The sequence below is a fragment of the Ruegeria sp. CDSC068 genome, assembly GCF_059610545.1.
The window spans coordinates 22212-48182 of sequence record NZ_JBXWNV010000014.1 but is presented as its reverse complement, the minus strand read 5'-3'; the positions used below and the strand labels follow the sequence as shown (position 1 = coordinate 48182).

26 protein-coding genes are annotated in these 25971 nt (G+C 57.7%); 16 read left to right on the top strand and 10 right to left on the bottom strand.

Annotated elements, in window-relative coordinates; all coding sequences use genetic code 11:
* Positions 1-32 precede the first annotated feature (32 nt).
* From secY to AC2FID_RS20975, 16 genes are all read left to right on the top strand, one after another.
* The gene (gene secY / locus AC2FID_RS21050; protein WP_058276180.1) at positions 33-1397 is read left to right on the top strand and encodes a preprotein translocase subunit SecY; all 1365 of its coding nucleotides are present in this window, start codon (positions 33-35) and stop codon (positions 1395-1397) included.
* Positions 1394-2062 (top strand): adenylate kinase, encoded by a 669-nt coding sequence (locus AC2FID_RS21045; RefSeq protein ID WP_496838563.1) that lies wholly within the window; start codon positions 1394-1396, stop codon positions 2060-2062. Before secY ends, AC2FID_RS21045 begins: the two co-directional genes overlap by 4 nt.
* A gap of 201 nt (positions 2063-2263) precedes the next feature.
* Complete coding sequence (gene rpsM, locus AC2FID_RS21040; protein WP_058272383.1) at positions 2264-2632, top strand: 30S ribosomal protein S13; 369 nt, start codon at positions 2264-2266, stop codon at positions 2630-2632.
* 14 nt (positions 2633-2646) lie between these two features.
* On the top strand, positions 2647-3036 hold the full coding sequence (rpsK, locus tag AC2FID_RS21035) for a 30S ribosomal protein S11 (RefSeq protein ID WP_037311698.1): 390 nt from the start codon (positions 2647-2649) through the stop codon (positions 3034-3036).
* Positions 3037-3150: 114 nt separating this feature from the next.
* The gene (locus tag AC2FID_RS21030; protein ID WP_058272456.1) at positions 3151-4167 is read left to right on the top strand and encodes a DNA-directed RNA polymerase subunit alpha; all 1017 of its coding nucleotides are present in this window, start codon (positions 3151-3153) and stop codon (positions 4165-4167) included.
* 118 nt (positions 4168-4285) lie between these two features.
* A complete protein-coding gene (rplQ, locus tag AC2FID_RS21025) occupies positions 4286-4708 on the top strand; it encodes a 50S ribosomal protein L17 (protein WP_120633899.1) in 423 nt (140 codons plus the stop codon).
* 159 nt (positions 4709-4867) lie between these two features.
* Entirely contained in the window at positions 4868-5923 is a 1056-nt protein-coding gene (locus tag AC2FID_RS21020; RefSeq protein ID WP_496838560.1) for a TauD/TfdA family dioxygenase, read from the top strand.
* A gap of 79 nt (positions 5924-6002) precedes the next feature.
* Positions 6003-7391, top strand: a complete 1389-nt coding sequence (locus tag AC2FID_RS21015) for a trypsin-like peptidase domain-containing protein (RefSeq protein ID WP_496838584.1) — start codon at positions 6003-6005, stop codon at positions 7389-7391.
* Positions 7392-7395: 4 nt separating this feature from the next.
* Entirely contained in the window at positions 7396-8706 is a 1311-nt protein-coding gene (locus AC2FID_RS21010) for a replication-associated recombination protein A (RefSeq protein ID WP_496838559.1), read from the top strand.
* 206 nt (positions 8707-8912) lie between these two features.
* The gene (locus tag AC2FID_RS21005) at positions 8913-9956 is read left to right on the top strand and encodes an RluA family pseudouridine synthase (RefSeq protein ID WP_496838557.1); all 1044 of its coding nucleotides are present in this window, start codon (positions 8913-8915) and stop codon (positions 9954-9956) included.
* Positions 9953-10624 carry an HAD-IA family hydrolase gene (locus tag AC2FID_RS21000; protein WP_282120548.1) on the top strand — a complete coding sequence of 224 codons (672 nt, stop codon included), beginning with the start codon at positions 9953-9955 and terminating at the stop codon, positions 10622-10624. The genes AC2FID_RS21005 and AC2FID_RS21000 overlap by 4 nt, the downstream gene beginning before the upstream one ends.
* A 4-nt stretch (positions 10625-10628) precedes the next feature.
* A complete protein-coding gene (locus AC2FID_RS20995) occupies positions 10629-11336 on the top strand; it encodes an ATP12 family chaperone protein (RefSeq protein ID WP_496838555.1) in 708 nt (235 codons plus the stop codon).
* A gap of 208 nt (positions 11337-11544) precedes the next feature.
* On the top strand, positions 11545-12561 hold the full coding sequence (locus AC2FID_RS20990) for an amino acid ABC transporter substrate-binding protein (RefSeq protein ID WP_282120550.1): 1017 nt from the start codon (positions 11545-11547) through the stop codon (positions 12559-12561).
* Between the two features lie 126 nt (positions 12562-12687).
* Positions 12688-13956 carry an amino acid ABC transporter permease gene (locus AC2FID_RS20985; RefSeq protein WP_496707458.1) on the top strand — a complete coding sequence of 423 codons (1269 nt, stop codon included), beginning with the start codon at positions 12688-12690 and terminating at the stop codon, positions 13954-13956.
* A 1-nt stretch (position 13957) separates the two neighbouring features.
* Positions 13958-15262, top strand: coding sequence for an amino acid ABC transporter permease (locus tag AC2FID_RS20980; protein WP_496838552.1), 1305 nt, complete (start codon positions 13958-13960; stop codon positions 15260-15262).
* Between the two features lie 12 nt (positions 15263-15274).
* Positions 15275-16066 carry an amino acid ABC transporter ATP-binding protein gene (locus AC2FID_RS20975; protein WP_496838551.1) on the top strand — a complete coding sequence of 264 codons (792 nt, stop codon included), beginning with the start codon at positions 15275-15277 and terminating at the stop codon, positions 16064-16066.
* 48 nt (positions 16067-16114) lie between these two features.
* Here AC2FID_RS20975 and AC2FID_RS20970 read toward each other — a convergent pair whose 3' ends face one another.
* From AC2FID_RS20970 to ttcA, 10 genes are all read right to left on the bottom strand, one after another.
* The gene (locus AC2FID_RS20970) at positions 16115-16612 is read right to left on the bottom strand and encodes a SixA phosphatase family protein (protein WP_496838549.1); all 498 of its coding nucleotides are present in this window, start codon (positions 16610-16612) and stop codon (positions 16115-16117) included.
* Entirely contained in the window at positions 16609-17295 is a 687-nt protein-coding gene (locus tag AC2FID_RS20965) for a ferredoxin (protein WP_496838547.1), read from the bottom strand. Before AC2FID_RS20965 ends, AC2FID_RS20970 begins: the two co-directional genes overlap by 4 nt.
* A gap of 18 nt (positions 17296-17313) precedes the next feature.
* Positions 17314-18177 (bottom strand): acetylglutamate kinase, encoded by an 864-nt coding sequence (gene argB, locus AC2FID_RS20960; RefSeq protein WP_282120555.1) that lies wholly within the window; start codon positions 18175-18177, stop codon positions 17314-17316.
* Positions 18178-18282: 105 nt separating this feature from the next.
* Entirely contained in the window at positions 18283-19686 is a 1404-nt protein-coding gene (locus AC2FID_RS20955) for a PepSY-associated TM helix domain-containing protein (protein ID WP_496838545.1), read from the bottom strand.
* Positions 19687-19753: 67 nt separating this feature from the next.
* A complete protein-coding gene (locus tag AC2FID_RS20950; protein WP_496755684.1) occupies positions 19754-20122 on the bottom strand; it encodes a DUF2946 family protein in 369 nt (122 codons plus the stop codon).
* The gene (gene yihA, locus AC2FID_RS20945) at positions 20119-20772 is read right to left on the bottom strand and encodes a ribosome biogenesis GTP-binding protein YihA/YsxC (protein WP_496838544.1); all 654 of its coding nucleotides are present in this window, start codon (positions 20770-20772) and stop codon (positions 20119-20121) included. Before yihA ends, AC2FID_RS20950 begins: the two co-directional genes overlap by 4 nt.
* Complete coding sequence (locus tag AC2FID_RS20940; RefSeq protein WP_496838543.1) at positions 20769-21506, bottom strand: MOSC domain-containing protein; 738 nt, start codon at positions 21504-21506, stop codon at positions 20769-20771. The genes yihA and AC2FID_RS20940 overlap by 4 nt, the downstream gene beginning before the upstream one ends.
* On the bottom strand, positions 21503-23332 hold the full coding sequence (gene yidC / locus AC2FID_RS20935; RefSeq protein ID WP_058276195.1) for a membrane protein insertase YidC: 1830 nt from the start codon (positions 23330-23332) through the stop codon (positions 21503-21505). Before yidC ends, AC2FID_RS20940 begins: the two co-directional genes overlap by 4 nt.
* 123 nt (positions 23333-23455) lie before the next feature.
* Positions 23456-24988, bottom strand: coding sequence for an EAL domain-containing protein (locus tag AC2FID_RS20930; protein ID WP_496838541.1), 1533 nt, complete (start codon positions 24986-24988; stop codon positions 23456-23458).
* A gap of 71 nt (positions 24989-25059) precedes the next feature.
* Positions 25060-25953: a tRNA 2-thiocytidine(32) synthetase TtcA gene (ttcA, locus tag AC2FID_RS20925; RefSeq protein WP_496837240.1), complete on the bottom strand. Its 894-nt coding sequence runs from the start codon at positions 25951-25953 to the stop codon at positions 25060-25062.
* Positions 25954-25971: the final 18 nt, after the last annotated feature.

The following is a 25971-nucleotide window of genomic DNA, read 5'->3' as shown; positions in this document are numbered from 1 at the left end:
CCGGGCGGTGTTTTCATAAGAGAGACCGATTTATGGTATCAGCAGCAGAACAAATGGCAGCCAACACAAGCTGGTCTGCCCTTGGTAAAGCCACCGATCTGCGCAACCGCATCCTGTTCACGCTTGCATTGCTGATCGTCTATCGTCTGGGCACCTTCATTCCGGTGCCGGGGATTGACGGACAAGCACTGCGCGAGTTCATGGAGCAAGCGGGGCAGGGCATCGGCGGCATGGTTTCGATGTTCACCGGCGGGGCGCTGGGGCGGATGGGTATCTTTGCCCTCGGCATCATGCCTTACATTTCAGCCTCGATCATCGTGCAACTGCTGACATCAATGGTTCCCGCGCTCGAACAGCTCAAAAAAGAGGGCGAGCAGGGGCGCAAGAAAATCAACCAGTACACCCGTTTTGGCACCGTGGCACTGGCCACTGTTCAGGCCTATGGTCTGGCGGTTTCGCTGGAATCGGGCGATCTGGCCACCGATCCTGGGCTTTTCTTCCGCATGTCGACCATGATCACTCTGGTTGGCGGTACGATGTTCCTGATGTGGCTGGGTGAACAGATCACCGCGCGCGGCATCGGCAACGGTATCTCTCTGATCATCTTCGTCGGCATCATTGCCGAGGTTCCGGCCGCTCTGGCGCAGTTCTTTGCGTCCGGTCGCTCTGGTGCAATCAGCCCCGCCGTGATTATCGGTGTGATCGTCATGGTTATCGTGGTCATCACCTTCGTGGTGTTCATGGAACGCGCGCTGCGTAAGATCCACATTCAATACCCGCGCCGTCAGGCCGGTATGAAGGTATACGAGGGCGGCTCCAGCCACCTGCCAGTCAAGGTGAACCCGGCGGGCGTTATCCCGGCGATTTTTGCCAGCTCTTTGCTGTTGCTGCCGGTAACGATCTCGACCTTCTCTTCGGGTGCCACAAACGGTCCGGTCATGTCGTGGCTGCTGGCCAATTTTGGCCCCGGCCAGCCGCTGTATCTGCTGTTCTTCGCGTCGATGATCGTGTTCTTCGCCTATTTCTACACCTTCAACGTCTCGTTCAAACCGGATGATGTTGCGGACAACCTGAAAAAGCAGAACGGTTTTGTGCCCGGCATTCGCCCCGGCAAGAAAACCGCCGAGTATCTGGAATACGTGGTCAACCGCGTGCTGGTTCTGGGTTCGGCCTATCTGGCGCTGGTATGTCTGCTGCCTGAAATTCTGCGGAACCAATTCGCTATCCCGTTCTACTTCGGCGGCACCTCGGTTCTGATTATCGTCTCTGTGACCATGGACACGATCCAGCAGGTGCAGAGCCATTTGCTGGCGCATCAATACGAAGGGCTTATCGAAAAGTCCCAGCTGCGCGGTAAAAGCAAGAAACGCGGCAGGAAGGGACCCGCTCGTCGATGAACATCATTTTGTTGGGCCCGCCGGGTGCGGGCAAAGGAACGCAAGCGCGTCATCTGGTTGAAACGCGTGGTATGGTGCAACTGAGCACCGGTGACATGCTACGAGAAGCCAAGGACAGCGGGACCGAAATGGGCAACCGCGTCGCCGAGGTGATGGCCAAAGGTGAACTGGTAACCGACGAGATCGTCATCGGCCTGATCCGTGAAAAACTGGAACAAGGTGCCAAGGGCGGTTTCATTTTCGACGGTTTTCCGCGCACGCTGGCACAGGCTGACGCGTTGGGAGATCTGCTGAAAAGCACCAGCGAAACGCTGGATGCGGTCATCGCGATGGAAGTCAACGATGACGCGCTGGTCGAACGGATCACCGCCCGCTCGACCTGTGGAGGCTGCGGCGAGGTCTACAATGACATCACCAAGCCGATCCCTGCCGATGGAAAATGCTCCAACTGTGGCAAGGAAAACGACTTTAAACGCCGCGCCGATGATAATGAGGAAAGCCTCAAGACCCGTCTGATGGAGTACTACAAAAAGACCTCGATGCTGATCGGCTATTACTATGCCAAGGGCAACCTGTCCTGGGTTGACGGCCTGGGTGAAATCGACGCCGTTCAAAACGAGATTTCGCAGGTTTTGGATGGTGGCGTCGACGTCGGAAACGGCTGATCCATTTCTGCCCTTGACCTGAGCGGGAAAAGCCCATATCGACCCCCATCCCTAACGGGAATCACGACCGCATGCGGGATTCGTTCCGGATGCCCCGACCACCTCGAATAATACTGGATCCTCTGGCGTCACTGCCAAGATCGAGTGTTGTGAAAAAAGGTTCCGGAGCTACGGAACCGCAACAAAAAAGGAAAGTGACACGTGGCACGTATTGCCGGCGTAAACATCCCGACTGCAAAGCGGGTACCTATCGCCCTCACATATATCACCGGTATCGGAAACACTTCGGCCAAAGCGATCTGCGAAGCCGTAGGCATCGACGCGACCCGTCGCGTCAATGAACTGTCCGACGCCGAAGTTCTGGCCATCCGCGAACATATCGACGCAAACTTCACCGTTGAAGGTGACCTGCGCCGCGAAGTTCAGATGAACGTCAAGCGCCTGATGGACCTGGGCTGCTACCGCGGTCTGCGTCACCGTCGTAACCTGCCCGTTCGCGGTCAGCGTACCCACACCAATGCTCGTACCCGCAAAGGCCCCGCAAAGGCCATTGCTGGTAAGAAGAAATAAGGAGGGTCTGACTGATGGCACGCGAAAAGACTCGTACCAAGAAAAAAGAGCGCAAGAATATCGCATCGGGCGTCGCCCACGTGAATTCGACCTTCAACAACACCAAGATCCTGATCTCGGACGTGCAAGGCAACGCTATTGCATGGTCTTCAGCAGGAACCATGGGTTTCAAAGGTTCGCGTAAATCGACACCTTACGCCGCTCAGATGGCTGCAGAAGATGCAGGCAAGAAGGCGCAGGATCACGGTGTCAAGACGCTGGAAGTCGAAGTTCAGGGCCCCGGCTCTGGTCGTGAATCGGCTCTGCGCGCGCTGGCTGCTGTGGGCTTCAACATCACGTCGATCCGTGACGTGACACCGATTGCTCACAACGGTTGCCGCCCGCCGAAGCGCCGCCGCGTCTAAGCGATTTTGAATTGAGCTGGGGCTGTGTTTTCGCACGGCCCCAGCACGTCATTTTGAACCTCGGGCGTCTGCACCTTGTTGGTCATGGGGCGCGGACAGGAATGGAGGGATTACATGATCCATAAGAATTGGGCTGAATTGATCAAGCCGACACAGCTGGATGGCAAGCCGGGCAATGACCCAGCGCGTCAGGCTACCTTGGTTGCTGAACCGCTGGAGCGTGGCTTTGGTCTGACCTTGGGCAACGCGCTGCGCCGCGTTCTGATGAGCTCGCTGCAAGGTGCGGCCATCACCAGCGTCCAGATCGACAACGTATTGCACGAGTTCTCGAGCGTCGCTGGCGTTCGCGAAGACGTCACTGACATCATCCTGAACCTCAAGCAGGTTGCCCTGCGTATGGAAGTCGAAGGCCCCAAGCGCCTGTCGATCAATGCCAAAGGCCCTGCAGTTGTTACCGCCGGTGACATCAGCGAAAGCGCTGGTATCGAGGTTCTGAACCGCGATCACGTCATCTGTCACCTGGACGATGGCGCCGACCTGTTCATGGAACTGACCGTCAACACCGGTAAGGGCTATGTTTCGGCTGAGAAGAACAAGCCGGAAGACGCGCCTATCGGTCTGATCCCGATCGACGCGATCTATTCGCCGGTCAAAAAGGTTGCCTACGACGTTCAGCCAACCCGCGAAGGTCAGGTACTGGACTATGACAAGCTGACCCTGAAGATCGAAACCGATGGTTCGATCACGCCGGAAGACGCGCTGGCTTTTGCCGCACGTATCCTGCAGGATCAGCTGTCAATCTTCGTCAACTTCGACGAGCCCGAAGCGGCTGGTCGCCAGGACGAAGACGATGGTCTGGAATTCAACCCGCTGCTGCTGAAAAAAGTAGACGAGCTGGAACTGTCGGTCCGTTCGGCAAACTGCCTGAAGAACGACAACATCGTTTACATCGGCGACCTGATCCAGAAAACCGAAGCCGAGATGCTGCGCACCCCGAACTTCGGCCGCAAGTCGCTGAACGAGATCAAGGAAGTGCTGTCCGGCATGGGTCTGCACCTCGGCATGGATGTCGAGGACTGGCCGCCTGACAACATCGAAGATCTGGCGAAGAAATTCGAAGACGCGTTTTAAGCGCGTCTTCCCCAATGCCCGGGCTGCCGGGGACAAAACGGGCACTTCCGCCCCAAGGAGAGCCGGTGACACGCATCGCCGGCCAGACAAAGCAAAACGCTGAAGAAGGAACTAGAAAATGCGTCACGCACGTGGTTACCGCCGCCTGAACCGTACTCATGAGCACCGTAAGGCTCTGTTTGCAAACATGGCTGGCTCGCTCATCGAACATGAGCAGATCAAAACAACTCTGCCCAAAGCAAAAGAACTGCGCCCGATCGTTGAAAAACTGATCACCCTGGGCAAGCGCGGCGATTTGCACGCCCGCCGTCAGGCCGCATCGCAGCTGAAAGAAGACCAATACGTCGCAAAGCTGTTCGAAATCCTGGGTCCCCGCTACGCCGAGCGTCAGGGCGGTTATGTCCGTATCCTGAAAGCTGGCTTCCGCTACGGCGACATGGCACCGATGGCGATCATCGAATTCGTTGATCGTGATCTGGACGCCAAAGGCGCGGCTGACAAAGCCCGCGTTGCCGCCGAAGAGGCCGCAGACGAAGAATAAGAAAGCCCGGCTTTCTGAATTCAAACCCCCGCGTTTCGGACGCGGGGGTTTTTTCTTTTTGGTCCCTTGGTGTCGCGGTTAGGGCATTTTCGGCGATATCCGTTGATGAATCCCCGAACCTCACGGATCATGCTGCAAGATGAGCGTGGAGGACGGATGATGGCAATCCCAACTAAATTACCGAACGAACTCACGGGTCCGTCTGTGTGGACCGGTCGGGACATGCGTGCGCGTCGGAGTGAATGGATCATTGATCTGACGGGGGACGACATCGAGGATCTTGAACAAGCTGCCCGTCACTACCTGAGCCTCGAAAGAGATATCGGTGAGATCACAAAGTCCGCTTTCCCCCTAAAGCGGTTTGACCGGCATCTGGCAAGCCTGCGAGAGAAGCTGATCAACGGGATCGGTTTCGAAGTGATCCGTGGCCTTCCGGTGCAGAATTATTCGCAACAGGTCGCGGCCACGATTTTCTGCGGCGTGGGTGCTCATCTTGGCTCGGCCCGGTCACAGAACGCGCAAGGACACATTCTGGGGCATGTTCGCGACATCGGTGCAGATGCGAACGATCCGAATACCCGGATCTATCAAACGCATGAGCGCCAGACATTTCACACCGACAGCGCCGATATCGTCGGCCTGCTGTGCCTGCGCGAGGCTAAGGAGGGCGGAGATTCGCTGCTGGTCAGTGCCGAGACGATCTTTAATAGGATGCGGTCAGAATGTCCGGAATTGCTGGAACGGTTGTTTGACCCAATAGCGACCGACCGACGAGGGGAAGTGCCGGACGGCATGGAACCTTTTATGTCGATCCCGCCGTTCTCCTGGCACGATGGTAAGCTGACGGTGTTCTACCAAAGGCAGTATATCGACAGTGCGCAACGATTTCCTGAAGCGATGCGGCTGACACCGGATCACATTGAGGCGCTGGACCGATTTGATGAGCTGGCGAATGATCCCGACCTCTGTCTTTCTATGCGGCTGCAACCGGGCGACATGCAGTTCGTGTACAACCATTCGCAACTGCACGACCGGACCGGGTTCGTGGACTGGCCTGACCCGGTAGAGCGCCGCCATTTGCTGAGGCTTTGGCTGTCGCCGGAAGGAGATCGCGAATTGCCCGAAGTTTTCAGGCAACGTTACGGCACCATCGAGGTGGGCAAGCGCGGCGGGATCATCACGGAAGGCACGCGGCTGCACGCTCCGTTGGATTGAGGCCTCCAACACGCAGAACGGATGCTTGCATTACGGCAGGTGTAGACGCATATCCGATAGGCGATTAACCGACGGATGGATCATGCGGAAAGTTCTCTGTGCTCTGATGCTGGCGACACTTGCAGTGTCAGCAAATGCTGAAACAAAGGTGCCAACATCGCAGGCCGAAATCAGCCTGGGTTTCGCCCCGGTGGTGAAGCAGGCCTCACCTGCAGTCGTCAATATCTATGCTAAGATCGTAAGACAGGGCGGGGCCAATCCGTTTTTCTCGGACCCGTTTTTTGAAGAGTTCTTTGGCAGGGGATTTGCCGAACCGCGCCCACGTGTACAGAATTCACTGGGATCTGGCGTCATTCTGTCAGAAGACGGTTATGTGGTGTCGAACTATCACGTTGTTGGCACGGCTACCGAAATCCGCGTGGTGACAACCGATCGACGCGAATTTTCAGCGCAAGTGGTGCTGGGCGACAAGGAAAGCGATATTGCCATCCTGCGGTTGGAAGACGCCAAGGACTTGCCGCATCTGAACTTCCGCGACTCCGACCAGATCGAGGTAGGGGAACTGGCGCTTGCGATCGGTAACCCGTTTGGCGTGGGCCAAACCGTGTCTTCCGGAATCATCTCCGGTTTGGCGCGGACCGGGACGGCCACCGGCAACGCGCGTGGGTACTTTATTCAAACCGATGCCGCTATCAATCCTGGCAACTCCGGCGGGGCGCTGATCGACGTGAATGGTGATCTGATCGGGATTAACACCTCAATCCTGACGCGATCAGGCGGCTCCAACGGCATCGGGTTTGCGATCCCGGCGAATCTGGTGGCCGAATTTCTACGCCAGGCCAAGGCCGGGAATGACAACTTTGTCAGCCCTTGGGCCGGGGTCGCTGGTCAGCACATGAGCGCAGATATCGCCGAATCTCTGGGGTTAGTATTCCCCATGGGTGTTGTGATCTCGGACTTGCACACCCTGAGTCCGCTGGGTGAGGCAGGGCTGCGCGTGGGAGATGTGGTGACCCATGTGGATGGCGATGAGGTGAATTCCCCAGCCGAAATGAAGTTCCGCATGTCCGTCGCCGGCGTTGGTGGCACTTCGGTCCTGACCCGGCTGCGGGGTCAGGACAGTGCGGATATCGAGGTTGCCTTGATCAAGGCCCCGGAAACTCCACCGGCTGATGAGATCGTTCTGAACGATGACACCGTGATGCCGGGCCTGAAGGTGTCGCGCATCAACCCGGCGATCATTACCCAAATGGGGCTTTTACTGTCGCAAACTGGCGTGGTGATTGTGGATGCAGGCCGGTACGGTGGACGATCCGGATTGCGCGCTGGTGACGTGGTCCTAAGCATCAACGGAACGGAAGTCCGGCATCCTGTGGACGTGGTGGATGCGATGACCGATCCGGGGCGAAGATTGAATTTGGATGTTCTGCGGGGCGGACGGGCCGTATCTCTGCGGTTCCGGCTGTAATCGCATGAGCGATCTGTTCGATACCGGGGCGAGCGAGCCTGCACCATCCCCGCACCGCCCGTTGGCGGACCGGCTGCGCCCGCAGTCGTTGGCCGAGGTCATCGGACAGCAGCAGGTACTGGGCCCGGATGCTCCGCTGGGGGTCATGCTGGCCTCGGGCAGTCTGTCCAGTTTGGTTTTTTGGGGCCCGCCGGGCGTTGGGAAAACCACCATTGCACGCTTGCTGGCGCAGGAAACCGATCTGCATTTCGTTCAGATCAGTGCGATTTTTACTGGCGTGCCGGACCTGAAGAAAGTGTTTGAGACGGCCAAGATCCGTCGGCAGAACGGGCAGGGCACGTTGCTGTTTGTCGATGAGATTCACCGCTTCAACAAAGCGCAGCAGGACGGGTTCCTGCCGCACATGGAGGATGGGACGATCCTGCTGGTCGGGGCCACGACCGAGAACCCGTCCTTTGAACTGAACGCCGCTGTGCTTAGCCGAGCACAGGTTCTGGTCCTTGAACGGCTCAGCCTCGCCGACCTTGAACGCCTGACACAGCGCGCAGAGAAAGAGCTGGACCGCGCCCTGCCGCTGACGGGCAATGCCCGCGAAGCTCTCCAAGAGATGGCGGATGGCGACGGGCGCGCTCTGTTGAATCTGATCGAACAGGTTGCGGCTTGGAAGGTGGTTGCACCGCTGGACCCTGATGCGTTGTCGACAAGATTGATGCGCCGCGCGGCCAAATACGACAAATCCGGGGACGAGCATTATAATCTGATCTCGGCACTTCATAAATCCGTACGCGGATCTGACCCGGATGCGGCGCTTTACTGGTTTGCGCGGATGCTGACGGGTGGGGAGGATCCGCGCTATCTGGCGCGGCGGATCACACGGATGGCGGTCGAAGACATTGGTCTCGCCGATCCGCAGGCGCAGTCGATTTGCCTGCACGCGTGGGAAACCTATGAACGATTGGGTAGCCCCGAAGGTGAATTGGCCATAGCGCAGGCGCTGGTTTATCTGGCGTTGGCCCCGAAATCGAACGGTGCCTATGTCGGGTACAAGGCGGCGATGCGATTGGCCAAGCAGTCAGGCAGCGAACCCCCGCCAAAACACATCCTGAACGCGCCGACATCGTTGATGAAAGATCAGGGCTATGGCACGGGCTATGCCTATGACCATGACGCCGAAGATGGCTTCTCCGGACAAAACTATTTCCCTGACGGCATGAAGCGACCGGAATTGTATAAGCCCGTGGAGCGTGGGTTCGAGCGTGAGTTGAAGAAGCGTCTGGATTACTTTGCCAAGCTGCGGGCACAGAGGAACGAGTAGAACACCGCTGCTTGATGCGTTGAAGAACGAATGCGCAAAAGAGCAAGAGGTGATCCGACGCCAAGACAACGTAGGCGCCTGGGTTTCCCGGGCATTTGACCGGCTTGACTCTTGGCCTTTTGCACGGCACAGACGCGCATGTTTTCTAGGGCACTTAAACACTTGTTTGGCGGGCGGATAATCCGCGCGACGCAGAGGATATCGGCATGAGCGGCGTACAGATGATCACCGTGGCAGAGGGTGACGGCGACCAGCGGCTGGATCGGTGGCTGCGCCGCCTGTTCCCGCATGTCAGCCAGGGCCGCATCGAAAAGATGTGCCGTAAGGGTGAGGTGCGCGTGGAAGGCGGGCGGGTCAAAGCCTCGACCCGGCTTGAGGTCGGGCAGGTCGTGCGCGTGCCACCCTTGCCGGATGCTGATCACAAGCCGGTTGCAGTCAAACGAGGCATCTCGGATGCCGACGCCAAGATGATCCAGTCTTGCGTGATCTATCGCGACGATCATGTTTTGGCCCTGAACAAGCCACAAGGTCTTCCAGTGCAGGGCGGCAGCGGTCAGACCCGCCACGTGGACGGTCTGTCCGAGGCTCTGCGCTTTGACTATGACGAAAATCCGCGCCTCGTGCACCGCTTGGACAAGGACACATCGGGTGTATTGCTGATGGCCCGCACCCGCGAGGCCGCCAAGGGGCTGACAGCTGCCTTCCGACATCGCGATACACGCAAGATCTATTGGGCGCTGGTTGCTGGCGTGCCGACCCCGTATCTGGGCGAGATCAAGACTGGTTTGGTCAAGGCATCCGGTCACGGCAAACAGGGTGAGGGCGAAAAGATGATCGCCGTGCATCTGAACGAAATCAACGAGACGCCGGGCGCGAAACGGGCGCATACGCTGTATGCAACGCTGTATCGCGTGGCCGGGCGCGCCTCGTGGGTGGCGATAGAGCCGATCACTGGACGCACGCACCAGCTGAGAGTGCACATGGCGGCGATCGGCCACCCAATCGTTGGCGATGGCAAATACGGTGGCTCGGGGCAGGAAAATCTGGGCGACGGTTGGGGCGCGCAACTGGGCGGGGTCATCAGCAAGAAGCTGCACCTACACGCGCGGCAGGCCTCATTCCAGCATCCGGTCACGCGCAAGACTATAACCGTCAAAGCTCCGCTGCCTGAGCATATGAAACACAGCTGGGACACGTTCGGCTGGACCGAAGATCTGGCCGCGGAAGACCCGTTCGAGGAACTGCAATGAGCGCACCCTTGCGTTTGGTGCTTTTTGATGTGGACGGAACCCTTGTCGACAGCCAAGGCAGCATTGTCGCGGCGATGACCGCCAGTTTTGGGGCCTTGTCCCTGACGGTCCCTGACCGCGAGGCGATTTTGTCCATCGTCGGTCTGTCCTTGCCCAATGCCATGGCTCGGCTTGCGCCCGAGCAGAGCGAAACGGTTCAACACAACCTTGTTGAGGGCTACAAACAGGCCTATCACGCAAATCGTTTGGAGCAGGGGGCCGCAAGCTCACCGCTCTATCCCGGTGCGCGGGACGCAATCGAAACCCTGCATGACATCCCCGAGGTGCTGCTAGGTGTGGCCACCGGAAAATCCCAACGCGGTCTGGATGCCTTGATCGAAGCACATGACCTGGAGCGCTATTTCGTGACCCGGCAGGTTGCGGACCATCACCCCTCGAAACCGCATCCGTCGATGATCGACACGGCCCGTTCTGAAACCGGCGTTGATGCGGCAGATACGGTGATGATTGGCGATACCCGGTTCGACATGGATATGGCGCGGGCTGCCGGAGTAACAGGCATCGGCGTATCCTGGGGATATCATGACCGATCAGCCCTGAACGGCGCGGCCTGTATAATTGAAAATTTTGACCAGTTGCCCCGTGCGCTGGATAATATCTGGACCTGAAGACATGAGTGACTGGAAGCCCAAGCGATTTTGGACCGCAAGCACGGTTGTCCAAGCGGAAGACGGATACACCGTCGAATTGGACGGTCGCAGGGTCAAGACCCCGGCCAAGGCCGCATTGATCCTGCCGACGCAGGCAATGGCCGACGCGGTTGCTGCAGAATGGGATGCGCAGGAAAAAGAGGTCGATCCGACCCTGATGCCGTTTACCCGGTCTGCAAATGCGGCCATCGACAAAGTGCGTCATCAGCACGCCGAGGTTGCGGACATGCTGGCCGATTACGGCGATTCGGATTTGTTGTGTTACAGGGCGACATACCCGCAAACGTTGCAGCAGCGACAGGCAGATCAGTGGGACCCGGCCCTGGATTGGGCAGCTGAAACCCTAGCCGCGCGATTGGTTCCTGTGGTTGGTGTGCTGCATCAGCCACAGTCTGCAGAAGCGCTCAGCACACTTCGAGGCCGCGTGCACAAATTCAACGACTTCCAGCTCGTCGCCTTTCACGATCTGGTCAGCCTGTCCGGCTCACTGGTACTGGGATTTGCCGCCGCCATGGACTGGCGCGCAGCGGATGAAATCTGGGACATCTCAAGGCTCGACGAGGCCTGGCAAATCGAACAATGGGGCCACGATGACGAGGCGTACGCGGTTGCCGAGATCAAAAAATCTGCGTTTCTACACGCTAAACGGTTTATTGAAATCTCTATCTGAGCCTATTGGGCATTAATTTTTGACACAGATCCGGTCATCGCTGAATTGACTCATCGTTTTCCCTGATCCGACCCTTGACGTTTGTTTATGAATGCGAGCAAACTCATGCCCACTAAAGGGGAGACACCTTTGGAGTAACCTTTCTGGTGCCAGAGGTGCCGGACAGAGCCGTCCCGGAATAGGGGCGGGTAAACAGGAAGAGGTAAAAATGAAAAAATCCGTAATTTTGGGCGTGGCCACAGTTGCCGGTCTGGCTGCTGCGGCAGCGACAGCGGGCACCGTTGACGACGTCAAAGCGCGCGGCAAGCTGAACTGTGGCGTGTCCTCCGGACTGGCCGGCTTTTCGCTGCCTGACGCGAATGGCGAATGGCAAGGTTTTGACGTTGCTGTCTGCCGTGCCGTTGCCGCAGCCGTTCTGGGCGATTCCAGCGCTGTCGAGTTTGTGCCGACCACCGGTAAGACGCGCTTTACTGCGCTGGCTTCGGGTGAGATCGACATGCTGGCACGTAACACCACATGGACCTTCAGCCGCGATGTCGACCTCAAGTTCGAATTTGCTGGCGTCAACTACTATGACGGTCAGGGTTTCATGGTTCCGAAAGCACTGGGCGTAAGCTCGGCCAAGGAACTGGACGGCGCGACCGTCTGCATCCAGACCGGCACCACGACCGAGCTGAACCTGGCCGATTTCTTCCGTGCCAACAACATCAGCTATGAGCCGGTTCCGATCGAAACCAACGCCGAAGCGCAGCAGCAGTATCTGGCTGGCGCATGTGACGTTTACACCACCGACGCATCGGGCCTGGCTGCAACCCGCGCCACGTTCGAAAACCCCGGTGATCACGTTCTGCTGCCCGAAATCATCTCGAAAGAGCCGCTGGGCCCGCTGGTCCGTCATGGCGATCACGAGTGGGGCGACATTGTCCGCTGGACTCTGAACGCACTGGTTTCGGCTGAAGAGCTGGGCGTGACTTCGGCGAACATTGATGAGCTGAGCGCTGGCACCGACAACCCGGAAGTGAACCGTCTGCTGGGTACCGAAGGTACTCTGGGCGAGATGCTGGGTCTAAACGCAGATTGGGCAGCAAGCGCGATCAAGGCGGGTGGCAACTATGGTGAAGTATTTGCCAAGAACATCGGTGAGGAAACTCCGATTGGTCTTGCACGCGGCCTGAATGCCCAGTGGACCGATGGTGGTCTGCTGTACTCGCCGCCGTTCCGCTAAAATCCACGGGAAAGGGCGCGGGGCAACCTGCGCCCTTTTTCCATAAATAAGAAACACTCCCGGATGGATTGAGCGAAGATCAACTTCGCCGGCAAAAAACGGGATGCACGGGGAAATACATAGGTCATGACGACTCTCACTGACCCGCCGAAGGAGCAGTTCCGGCTGTCCATGCTCCTTTACGATACGCGGTACCGATCAGCGACCATTCAGGTCATTGCATTGATTGGTTTCATGCTTCTGGCAGCCTGGATCATCTCAAATACCATTCAAAACCTTGAAGGGTTGGGAAAACCGGTCGAATTCGGTTTTTTTGCAGAATCCGCAAGTTATGACATTAACCAGCGATTGCTGGAATACACCTCACAGGACAGCCATCTTCGCGCCGCCTTCATCGGTTTGCTGAACACGCTGGTTGTTGCGGTTCTCGGGTGTATCACGGCGACGATAGTCGGCGTTTTTGTCGGCGTGCTGCGTCTGTCGAACAACTGGTTGGTCGCGCGTATCATGACCTTCTATGTCGAGATTTTCCGTAACGTGCCTGTCCTACTGTGGATCGTTCTGGCCATGGCCATTTTGATCGAAGGCTTGCCCGCACCTAATGCGTTCCGAGGTGATAACCCCACGGCAACGATGGATCTGTTCAACACCGTCGCCGTTACCAATCGGGGTGTGTATATCCCTGAGTTCCTGTTCTCGCGTAGTTTGGGCGACATCCACTTGTTTGGAACATCAAGCCTTCGGTTTGATATTTCGCTGGATCTGGTCGCGTTTCTGATCGTTCTGGGTGGCAGCATCTTTACCATGCGCAAAGTGTCCGCCTGGGCCGCCGCCAAACAGGAATCAACAGGCGACCGTCCTAAGATCTGGCATATCCAGCTGGGCATTCTGTTCGTCCCGATGATCATCCTGATGACTGCACTGGGCTTACACCTTGGATACCCGGAATTGAAAGGATTCAATTTCAGAGGCGGCACGCATATGCGCAACTCTCTGATCGCGCTATGGCTGGCTTTGTCGCTGTACACGGCGGCCTTCATCGCCGAGATCGTACGCGCCGGCATTCTGGCTATATCCAAGGGTCAGACCGAAGCCGCGTCTGCGCTGGGCTTGCGCCCGGGTCGCACCATGCGGCTGGTTATCCTACCTCAGGCGCTGCGGGTGATCATCCCGCCGATGATCTCGAACTATCTAAACCTGACCAAGAACTCGTCTTTGGCGATTGCGGTCGGATATATGGACATCACGGGGACCCTGGGTGGCATCACCATGAACCAGACCGGCCGCGAGCTGGAATGCGTTCTGCTGCTGATGCTGGTCTATCTGGCCATCTCGCTGAGCATTTCGGCGGTGATGAACTGGTACAACAACCGTGTCAAACTGGTGGAGCGGTAATATGAGTGATGTTTCATTTGTCCGCACGGAAATGTTGCCGGAACAAGCCCCGCCAGCGTCCGAAGTTGGAGCAATCGGGTGGATCAGGCACAACCTGTTCTCCAGTTGGTTCAACGCGATCCTGACGTTGGTTTCGCTTTACGTGATCTGGTACGTGTTGTCGGGCGTTCTGCCATGGATCTTTCAGTCCGTCTGGAACGCCAACTCGCTGAACGAATGTCGCGAGATTATGATTGACACCTGGGGTTCAACCCATGGCCATGCTTGCTGGGCGGTGATCAATGACCGTTGGCTGCAGTTGCTGTTCGGGTTCTACCCGAGCCACCTGTACTGGCGTCCGATTGTATCGCTGATCCTGCTGTTGGTCGCATTGGCCCCGGTTCTGTACTCGGATCGTGTGCCGTCCAAGATGCTGATCGTCACTGCGATTTATCCGTTCCTGATGCCGTTCCTGATGTGGGGCGGCACCATTTGGGGACCGATCGCGGCAGCGTTGGGGTTTGTTGTCGGTTGGGGTGTCTACACCCTTGTCAGCAAACAACTGAGCGGTCTGTTTGGCTTGATTGCGGGCGTCGCAGCGTCGGTTATCTGGTGGCTGGTTTTGTCCAGCTATTTCGTCGGTGCGCTGGACTCGATCCTGCCAATCGGTATCGAAGCCGTACAAAGCCGTCAGTTCGGTGGCTTCATGCTGGCGATCTTGCTGGGTGTCGTGGCCATTGGTGTCTCGTTGCCGATCGGAATTGTACTGGCGCTGGGCCGTCAGTCCGACCTGATGATCGTCAAGTACCTGTGCGTGGGCTTTATCGAGTTCATCCGCGGTGTGCCGCTGATCACGCTGCTGTTCGTGGCCTCGTTGCTGCTGAACCTGTTCCTGCCGCCGGGCACCAACTTTGACATCATCCTGCGGGTGATGATCATGATGACCCTGTTCTCGGCTGCCTATATGGCCGAGGTGATCCGGGGTGGTCTGGCTGCCCTGCCACGGGGCCAATATGAAGGTGCCGACAGTCTCGGCCTGAACTACTGGCAAGCACAGCGACTGATCATCATGCCGCAAGCCTTGAAAATCTCAATTCCGGGCATCGTGAGCACATTCATCGGGATCTTCAAGGATACGACACTGGTGTCGATCATCGGATTGTTCGACGTGATCGGACTGGCATCTGCCATCCGCGCCGACACCGCCTGGAACGGCATCTACTGGGAACTGTTCGCGTTCATCGCGGCGCTGTTCTTCGTCGTCTGCTTCTCTATGTCCCGTTACTCCATGTATCTGGAGCGCAAGCTTCAGACTGGCCACCATTAAGGAGTTCAACATATGTCTGAACTTGCAATTGATCGTCAAATCGATCGCTCGAAGATGCAGGTGAGCGACGAGGTCGCCATCGAAATCAACAACATGAACAAGTGGTACGGATCTTTCCACGTGCTGCGCGACATCAATCTGACCGTCAATCAGGGCGAGCGGATTGTTATTGCGGGTCCTTCCGGATCCGGAAAATCTACATTGATCCGTTGCCTGAACGCGCTGGAGGAACACCAGCAGGGCACGATCATGGTGGATGGGACCGAGCTGTCGAATGACCTCAAGAACATCGACAAGATCCGGTCCGAGGTTGGCATGGTGTTCCAGCACTTCAACCTGTTCCCGCATTTGACCATTCTGGAGAACTGCACGCTGGCCCCGATCTGGGTGCGCAGGACGCCCAAGAAAGAGGCCGAAGAGCGCGCGATGCACTTCCTGGAAAAGGTGAAAATCCCCGAGCAGGCGGACAAGTATCCCGGTCAGCTTTCGGGTGGTCAACAGCAGCGTGTTGCGATTGCCCGCTCGCTCTGCATGATGCCGCGGATCATGTTGTTTGATGAACCGACATCGGCGCTGGACCCTGAGATGATCAAAGAGGTGCTCGACACCATGATCGAGCTGGCTGAGGAAGGCATGACCATGCTGTGCGTCACGCACGAGATGGGCTTTGCTCGTCAGGTCGCCAACCGCGTGATCTTTATGGATGCTGGACAGATCGTGGAACAGAACGAACCGGAAGAGTTCTTCAACAACCCGCAGAGCGAGCGGACCAAGCTGTTCCTGAGCCAGATTTTGGGGCACTGACCCCACATACGAGTTCAGAAAAAGGCGGGGCTTTGGCCTCGCCTTTTTCTATTCCAGCAACTCGCGTGGAGTAACAAACCCCTGCACATCGCCGCTGTGCCACCGGACGCCGGACCAATCCGCAATGTCAAAGCGGATCACAGCTGTTGCACAGGTTGGGTAGTCGTAGAACCGGGCGTGATCCGGCGGGTGCTTAACGATTTGGTTCGCAAAAGCGGCAATGCCGGGATTGTGGCCCAGCATCAAAACGGTTTGTTTCGTCGCGCCCGATAATTCAAGCAGCATATCTGCAGGGTCCGCATGATAAAGCGTTCGCTGAAAGCAAACGCTATCTGCCTGCAGGCCCATCCTCTCCCACGTCTCGCGGGTTCTGACCGAACTTGAGCTGAGAACTTCATCCGGCAGCCAGTCGTTTTCACGCAGCCACGTCGCAATCGCCGGGGCCGACTTGCGCCCGCGCTTGTTCAGCGGGCGATCATGATCGGCAAGGGCCGGACTGTCCCAACTGGATTTCGCATGGCGTGTCAGGATCAGAGTGCAGGTCATGACGGGTGAAACGCTCTCATGTGATGCGCGGATTGTTCGGGATCACGCGCGGCACCCGAGCTGAGAGGACAGGACAGCCGCACAAGACAACCGCCGGTCATGCAGGTTTGCCCTTCAGGAGTGGACAGGTGGCCATGGCAGGTCGACACATCATAAAAGTCCCGACTGTTCAAAGCGCCCACCGGGCATGTCTGGGTGCAGGGGGCGGCGCAGGTGGTGCAGGGGGACGCGTCAGGTGGTTCGGGTATGGGAAATTCGTTGGTGAAATGCAGCGCACCCCGGAATGAGATCATCATGCCGACCTCATCGTGCACCAAAGCGCCAACCGGGCTGCTGAACGTGCGTCCCGATTTCAATGCCCAGTCGATAAAGGGCGTATAGGGCGGGCCGCCAAACGGAAAATAGGCTGTTGCGGATAAGTCCTGTGCCATCTGCCCCACCACACGCGACGACCAGCGGTCGACCGGGTCCTTGCCATGCCATTCATGCGAGGATTTCAGGGCAGGCCAGAAAGCCCCCCCTGCACCCAGCAGGATCAGCGTGCCGCCTTCCAACTGCTTTGCGTCTTTAACGCGAGGGTACAGCGCGCCCATGATGATCAGGCCAACGTCCTGTGCAGCCTTTTCGATATCAGCATAGCTAAGCGCTGCCGGGTCAGAGGAGGGGGGATGGCGTTTGGTCATGTCTCCTCCGCCAAAGGCTCAGTCCGGCCGGATCAGCGACCCGGCGCCGTGTTCCGTATAAAGTTCAAGCAAGACGGCATTGGGCGCGCGTCCGTCAAGGATAACCACGGCACGGACCCCGCTGTGCAGCGCGTCCAGAGCCGTTTCGGTCTTGGGTATCATGCCGCCCGCAATGGTGCCGTCCAGTGTCATCTCGCGGATCTGACCCGCCTTTAGTTCGGTCACGACGTCCCCGGCTGCGTTTTTGACGCCCGAGACATCGGTTAACAGCAGCAGTCGATCGGCCCTTAGCGCGGATGCAATAGCACCAGCGGCCGTATCCCCATTGACGTTGAAGGTTTCCCCGTTCCGGCCCGCACCCAGCGGGGCGATGACAGGAATTACATCATGCGCAAACAGGTCATGCAGGATTTTCGGGTTCATCTCTGCCGGACTTCCGACAAAACCCAGGGATTCATCGGTCTGATCACAAGTCATCAACTGCGCATCCTTGCCCGACAAGCCCACGGCCGACCCGCCCTGGCCATTGATCGCCTGTACGATGCGCTTGTTCACGAGGCCGGACAACACCATCTCAACTACTTCAACGGTTGCTTTGTCGGTGACACGCTTGCCGTTCACGAATTCGGACTGGATATCCAGCTTATCCAGCATCGCGTTGATCATTGGACCGCCGCCGTGCACGACAACCGGGTTCACCCCGACCTGACGCATCAGGACGACATCGCGGGCGAAGCTTTCCATGGCTTCGTCACTGCCCATGGCGTGGCCGCCAAGTTTAATGACGACAATCGCGCCGTCATAGCGTTGCAGGTATGGCAGTGCGCTGTTCAGCGTTGCGGCGGTGGCGATCCAGTCCCGGTTCATGTCTCTTGTCTTCATGGCTGCAGTCCCTCTGGGAACCCGTGTTAGGGCCTTTGTACAGCTCTGCCAAGACCGGATCGCGCATAGGGCCGCACCGGTTGCCCGGATGCGGCTGTCTGTGTGTCAGCTTATCGCGCGTTTCATCGCCGGGATGTTGCTGATCAGCAGCAAATCGACGGCCAGTACGGTCAGCAAGGTGAGGCCCACCAGCGGGAACGCCATCGCGGTGAACAAGCCGATCAGGACGGCCCCTTTCCACAATGGCAGTTCCGCTGGCATCGGCGGCGCGGCCAGACGTCCGGCCCGTTGGGGACGACGTTTTACCCACAACACAACGCCCGAGACGCAGACGAAGATGACAGACAGGCAGAACACCAGGTTCAGGACAAAGTTCCACATGCCCAGCAGACCCATGTGAAACGGGATCCCAATGGCCATGGATTTTCCCATCAGCGAGTAATCCTCATACCGGACATCCGCCAGAATCTTGCCGGTAAATTGGTCCACGTGGACAGTGCGGTCGTTCACCGGATCGGTCGAGTCGCTGCTCATGCTGTCGCGGTTCAGGGTCCAGACACCGTCCTCGCCGTTGGGATAGGCCACACGGAACCGGCCTGTCATATCCAAAGCGGTGCCAAGGGCCACAAGCGCGTCGATATCGACCGGCGTGCCTTGTGGGACGCCGTCGATCCCGGCCTCGGACCCAGAAGCGGGCATGGGCGTTTGTTCCAACGCCCATGGGACATCGTTCTGGTGGCCGTGGTTCATGCTGGCGTGGATGTCATCGGACAGGGGGACATTGTCCCATTTTTCGGCCGGAAAGCTGCTCCATGGCTGAACGATCATACCGCCCCAGACGCCCGCCCAGGAGAGGCCCGAGATCAGGAAGACCACCAACAGCCCGGACATCCAGAACCCAATCACAGCGTGCAGCGACCGCCACAATGCGCGGCCGCGTGCGCGCAGATTGGGCACAAAAGCGGCCAAGGTGTTTCCACGCGGCCACCACATGTAAAGACCGGTAAAGACCAAAAGCAGGCTCAGCCCCGCTGCGATTTCAATAATGCGGTCTCCGGTCGTGCCAATCAGAAGGGTCGAGTGAATGTTGTCGGCCAGATCATACCATCCGGCGCGACGATCCCAGACCTGCAGAACCTCACCGGCATAAGGATCGACGGCGACAAGACGCTGACCTTCTTCGGCTTTGATGCGAAACACAGTGGCCAGATTATCAACCTTCGGACCAATCCACTCGGCAACCGTGCCGGGCACCTCGTCAAGGGCGATAAGGGCCTGTTGTGAGGCCGGTAACGCTTGCCCGTGGACATCCACGGCGATTTTTTCGCCGTCGCGACCGTCGAACTGCGTGATGAACATCATCATTAGTCCGGTTATTGCCAGAATGATCAGGAACGGGATGACGAAGATCCCTGCATAAAAGTGCCACCGCCAGGCGGCGAAATAGAATTTTTGCGCAGCAGTGTTCTGCGCCGGGGTATCCCCCAGGTTTTGGCTATCCAGTGCCATTTTTGTTCTCCGGATTCGATTACTGCCCCGCGCAGCGCGTGCACGGGTACAAAAGTGTTGAGGTGAATCAGGAGAAGATGGGTGGCCCCCGCGCATCATAGCGGGCGTAGAACCCGGCACTGCGATGGGTGAAATCACGATGGATCCAGCGTGGCTGGATTTTCGCCGCAAAAGGGACAATCTCACCGACTGACGGCAGGTGTGTATCCGCCGTTAGGCCCGCGAATGGGCACATTGCGCGCGAATCCGTGTCGTCGTGCACAGGATCACCGGGGTTCAGGTCAACCCATTGTTCGACTGTTCCATCGCCAGTACAGATCACCAGCAGCACTTTCCCATCACTGCCCATCGCGGGCATCCAGCCTTGCGGGATCGCGCCGGTCAGCACAACTGCCAGCAATGTAAGGATTGGGAAAATGCGGCCGATCCGGATCATTCCAGATGTGCGATGATCGAACGAAGGGTCGGAATACCGTCACCCTTTTCAGACGACGTCAGCACAATCTCCGGATATGCTGCCGGGTGCTTGGACAACGCGCCGCGAACCTGATCCAACACCTTCTGCCGCTCATTGGCCTTGACCTTGTCCGCCTTGGTCATCACGCATTGAAAGGTAACAGCGCTGGAATCCAGCAGCTTCATGATCTCGGCATCGACCGGCTTCACCCCATGGCGCGAGTCAATCAGGACAAACGCCCGTCGCAGGGTCTGGCGGCCGCTTAGATACTGTTTCAGCAGCCGCTGCCATTTTTCAACGACCTTCACCGGGGCGTTGGCGTAGCCGTACCCGGGCAGGTCAACCAGATAAAGTTCGGGGCCTTGTGTGAAAAAGTTGATCTCTTGCGTGCGGCCCGGAGTGTTGGACGCGCGTGCCAGACCTTTGGTGCCGGTCAGCGCATTGATCAGGCTGGACTTGCCCACATTTGAACGCCCGGCAAAGCAGACCTCAAGCCGGTCCGGTGCAGGCAGGCCATTCATGGCGACCACGCCTTTGACAAACTCGGATTGTCCCGCAAACAATTTGCGGCCGCGTTCCAGCGCGAACTTGTCCGGGTCTTCGACCAGTGGGAAGGGAAGGGTGCTCATAACGGATGAACCTTATCGCCGACTGAGATTGCGCCGCCCCGGACAACCTCGGCATAAACGCCGAAATCCTGATGGCCCCAGCTGTTCAATGTGCCCAGCGTATCCGCATCGCGCACGCCGGTTTTCGGATTTGCCGTTGTCGCCAAACAGCGTCGGATGCGTTCTTTGACATGAAACACGGCCTCACCGATCTGTACTTCGCGATCCAGCCAGTCAAATTCTTCCCACAGGGGCAGGCCATCGAACCAGATGTTGCCACGCCAGCGCTGGATCGACAGATTGCTGCCAAGCTTTTGCTCGACCGCGCGGTGCGATGCCATGTTGCACAGGCTGATCGAGGGGTAGTCACTGTCAGTCATGCCGCGACCCGGCACTCGGATAATCCGGGCTGACGCCGCCCGATCCGTAGGCATCAACGGCTGGACCCAGTCCAAAAAGACCTGCTGTTCGCCATCCGGATTAAAAGTCAGATCCGGACGATCTGGATGTGTCAGAGTTATCGTGTCGCCGTTCAGCCGGGCCGAGATAGCCATCAGTTGCGGTGCTTTCGCCCCGCGACTGAAATTGGCGCAAGGCACCCATTGAGAGCCATCCGCCTTCGACGCCTCGTGCGCGACTGCCCAAACGCGATCCCCGGGCATGGTCTGCCCGGGGGTCACTGATAGGGTCTGGAGGGCCTCGCGACCATGACTTTTGATCGGATGCCGCCAGATATGGGTTACCTCAGCATTCATTTGTCGTCCGTTTTGGGCGTCCGCTTGAAGCCGGATTTGATGTTGCCGAACACGTCAGGCTTATAGCCCTGACTACGCATGATCAGGTATTGCTGCGTGAACGTGATCGTGTTGTTTGCGATCCAGTAAACGACCAGTCCGCTGGCAAAGCTGCCCAACATGAACATGAACACCCAAGGCATCCAGGCAAAGATCATCGCCTGAGTCGGGTCAGTTGGTGCCGGGTTCAGCTTTTGCTGCAACCACATCGAGATCCCCAGCAGCAAAGGCAGGATACCGATGAAGATCAGTGCCATGAAGGTATCTGGCTGCGGACCGGCAAAGGGCAGCAAACCAAACAGGTTCATGATCGAAGTCGGATCAGGTGCGCTGAGGTCCTGGAACGGGCCAAACCAGGGGGCCTGACGCAGTTCGATGGTGACGAAGATCACCTTATACAGCGAGAAGAAGATCGGGATCTGCATCAGGATCGGCAAACAGCCCGCGGCGGGGTTTACCTTTTCCTTCTTGTATAGCTCCATCATGCCTTGCTGCATCTTTTGGCGATCGTCGCCTGCGGCTTCTTTCATGGCCTCCATCTGCGGCTGAAGCTCTTTCATCTTCGCCATTGAGACGTAGGATTTGTACGCCAGCGGGAACAGAATCGCCTTGATGATCAGCGTCAGGCCAATGATCGACCAACCCATGTTTCCAATCAGGGCGTTGATGTTATGCAGCAGCCAGAAGATCGGTTTTGTCAGGAAATAGAACCAACCCCAGTCGATGCTGTCGACGAACTTCTGTACACCGTCAGCCTGATACTCGCGGATGGTTTCCCATTCTTTGGCACCTGCGAACAGTTGGGTGGTGACTTCTTCAGTTGCCCCGGGCGCGACAGTCAGCGTCGGCAGAACCGTTTCGGTCTGATAAATCTTGCGGCGGGCGTCATATTTAGCCGCAGCCTTGAATGCCGATCCCTCTGCAGGGATCAGAGTGGTCATCCAGTAGTGATCGGTAAAACCGACCCAGCCACCTTCCTTGACCTGAAAGACTTCGGCTTGCGCACGCTCATTCGGGTCAATGTCAAAGTCGCGCACATCGCCATAGTCGATCTCGTCCAGAACGCCGTCAGCCATGACCATAACGCCTTCATGTAGGATGAAGAAGTTTTTCAGATCGGGCAGGTCGCCGTCTTCGCCAATGCCGTGACGGGCCAGTATGCCATATGGGGCCATGCCGACCTCGGCCTGGGTATTGTTCTCAACCGACTGGGTGACGGTGAACATGTAGTCCTGGTCAACCTCAATAGTGCGGCGGAAGGTCAGGCCCTTGCTGTTGTCCCATTTCAGAGTGACCGGGGTATCGACCCCCAGGGTTTCGCCGTCTTCGACGGTCCACAGCGTATTAGGGCCGGGGACGTCAGCGCCGGCGACGCCTGCGCCCGGTGCCCAACCGTACAAGGCATAGTAAGCCGATTCCGAACCAACGGGCGACAGCAGCTCGACAATGGGCGCGCCTTCTTCGATCGAAACTTTGTAATCTTTCAGGAACAGCTCATCGATACGACCGCCGGACAGGGACAGGCTGCCTTTCAGGCGCGGTGTTTCAATCTCGACCCGAGGTGCTTGGGCGTCGGGCTCGATCTCGGTGGCGTCTGCGGTTGCTTCACCAACTGTATTGGTGCCAGCAGCGCTTGGGGTCTGAACCTCTGTTCCATCAGTCGCGCTGATCTCGGCAGATTCCGGTGCGGTCGTCGGCTCGGGCGGTGGAAACAGCACGAACCAAACCAGGATCACGAGAAAGCTGAGCGCGGTTGCGAGGATGAGGTTCTTGTTCTGATCGTCCATCGGGGACAGCCACCTTAAGCAGTGAAAGACACCCGCTGGGTTCAACAGAGTGCGGGCCCAAAGGTCAAGCGGAATCGCCCTGTAATTCATCACCGATTGGGGTTCTGTGGCGTTAATTCGCGCCTAAGGACGTGCCTGACGCCCGATTTTTGGCATTCCGTTGAGTTTGTTTTGATGTGCGGCCATCCAGTCCAACGTCTTTTCAAAGGGCATGGGCTTGCCAATTTCAAACCCCTGCACGTGGTCGCAGCCCAGTTGCGCCATCAGGGCATGCTCGCCTTGTGTCTCGACCCCCTCGGCCAGAGTTTCGACATTCAGCCGTTCCGCCATGGTCAAAATCGCGCTGACCAACTGTTGCTGGTTTGCGTCCCGATCCGCCTTTGCCACGAAGGACCGATCGATTTTAATGCGTGAAACGTCAAAGCGCTTGATCGACGCAATGGAGGCGTGGCCAGTGCCGAAATCATCGAGGTCAATGCAGCAGCCGAGCTTGGACATGCTTATCACGTTGCGGGTGATTACGTCATCGGGCCGCCTGGAAAACACTGTTTCAAGAATCTCGACGGTCAATCTGTCGGGCGTCAGGTCATTTTGATCCAGCTCCCATTTCAGACGGTCGATCAACGCCGGGTCGCGCAGCTCTTCTGACGAGAAATTCATGCCAATCCGGGGCACAACGACACCGGCAAGGTTCCACTGGCGCATGGCGGCGAAAGCGTGATGGCGCATCACCTGACCCAAGCGTTCCATCAGATCGGCTTGTTCTGCAAAAGGCAGGAAAACCGGCGGTCCCAGCACGCCTTTCTGTGGGTGTTCCCAACGGGCAAGCGCCTCGAACCCGGTAACGTGGCCGGTGTCGGTGGAAATCTGTGGCTGAAACCATGGGCGGATTTCACCACTATCCAAGGCCGCAATAAACTCATTGCGCAGGTTGGCACGCACGCGTGCCCGCCGCTGCGTTTCAGATGAAAAGGCGCGGATGGTTGCAGGACCGTTCCTTTGTGCTTCGGCCAAGGCCGCGTTGGCGGCATCGATCCACTCGGCAAAGGGGATGTCGGGCAAAGTGGATTGCAGACAAAACCCGATTGAACATGACATGTAAACGCTGGTGCCATTTAGCATGATTGGCTCATCGACGGCAGCCTGAATGCGCCCTGACATCTGTATGCAAGCCTCCAGATCCAGATTCTGTGCGGCGTGCAGGCCGATTGCGATCTTGCCCTGGTCCAGCCCAGTGGCAATGTCATGTGAGCGTATGACCGAAAGTACCCGGCTGCGGAATTGGTCAGCCATTACGTTCCCGGCCGCATTTCCGTGCAGATCAAGGCATTCAGAAAACCCGTCCAATTCAACAATCATACAGGAGGCTTCGTGGCCAGCGAGCTGATTTTCCGCAAACAGCGTTTCCATCTGGGCCGCAAACCTGTCGAGAGGAAGGAGGCCGTTACCGTCTTTTTCCCGATTGCTGGCCTTGTGCGCGGTCGATACCGCGGCGAACACAAGCGGCAGGGTAAGTGCCACGACAACCAATGCCCGCTCACCACCAATCCAATACGCGGCCAGACTGATCGCAGGCGCGAAGGCCAAGGCGGGCGGGCCGCTTAGTACCATGGCAAGAGAGTCAAAAATTCTGCTGACTGAGATATGTTTCCACATCGGATCTTCGGGCCTCTACCTTGCGTTTGAAACGCTCAGGTCGACCCTAGGAAACCAATCTGAGTCACTCGTTAACGGAGCTGCGGAATTTCGCCCGAATTTTCGTCATTTTCATTCGGTTTGAGTGCAAGGTTTTGAAAATCAAACAATTTTGGGTCCAAAAGATGCGACGGACGCGCATTTGTCAGGGCCCGGAACATCACTTGACGGCGTCCGGGGCTGTTCTTTTCCCACTGATCCAAAATCTGTTTGACCTGCTGACGTTGCAACCCATCCTGACTGCCGCAGAGGTCGCAGGGGATAATCGGATAGTTCATCGAGGTCGCGAATTTCTCGCAATCGGCCTCAGCCACATGGGCGAGGGGGCGGAAGACGAACAAATCGCCTTCTTCGTTCACCAGCTTGGGCGGCATGGTGGCCAGTCGCCCGCCGTGAAACAGGTTCATGAAGAACGTCTCGAGGATATCGTCGCGGTGATGGCCCAGTACGACGGCCGAGCATCCCTCTTCCCGGGCAATGCGGTACAGGTTGCCTCGGCGCAGGCGCGAACACAGGGCGCAAAAGGTGCGGCCCTGTGGAACTTTGTCCATCACGATGGAATAGGTGTCCTGATATTCAATCCGATGCGGAACGCCCATTCGTTCCAGGAACTCGGGCAGGACAGTGGCCGGAAATCCGGGCTGGCCCTGGTCGAGGTTGCAGGCCAGTAAATCAATGGGCAGCAGGCCACGCCATTTAAGTTCGTACAGAACGGCCAACAGGGTATAACTGTCCTTACCGCCGGACAGGCAAACCAGCCAGCGGGGCGGTTTCCCGTCCTTGTCATGCGCGGACGGGTCCACCATCCCATAGTGCTCGATGGCTTCACGGGTCTGCCGCACAATGCGTTTGCGCAGTTTTTTGAACTCGGTGGTCGAGGGCGCGCCTGCAAAGAGCGGGTGGATATCGTCAGCTTCGTCAAACATGCGCTGCCCCTACAGCAG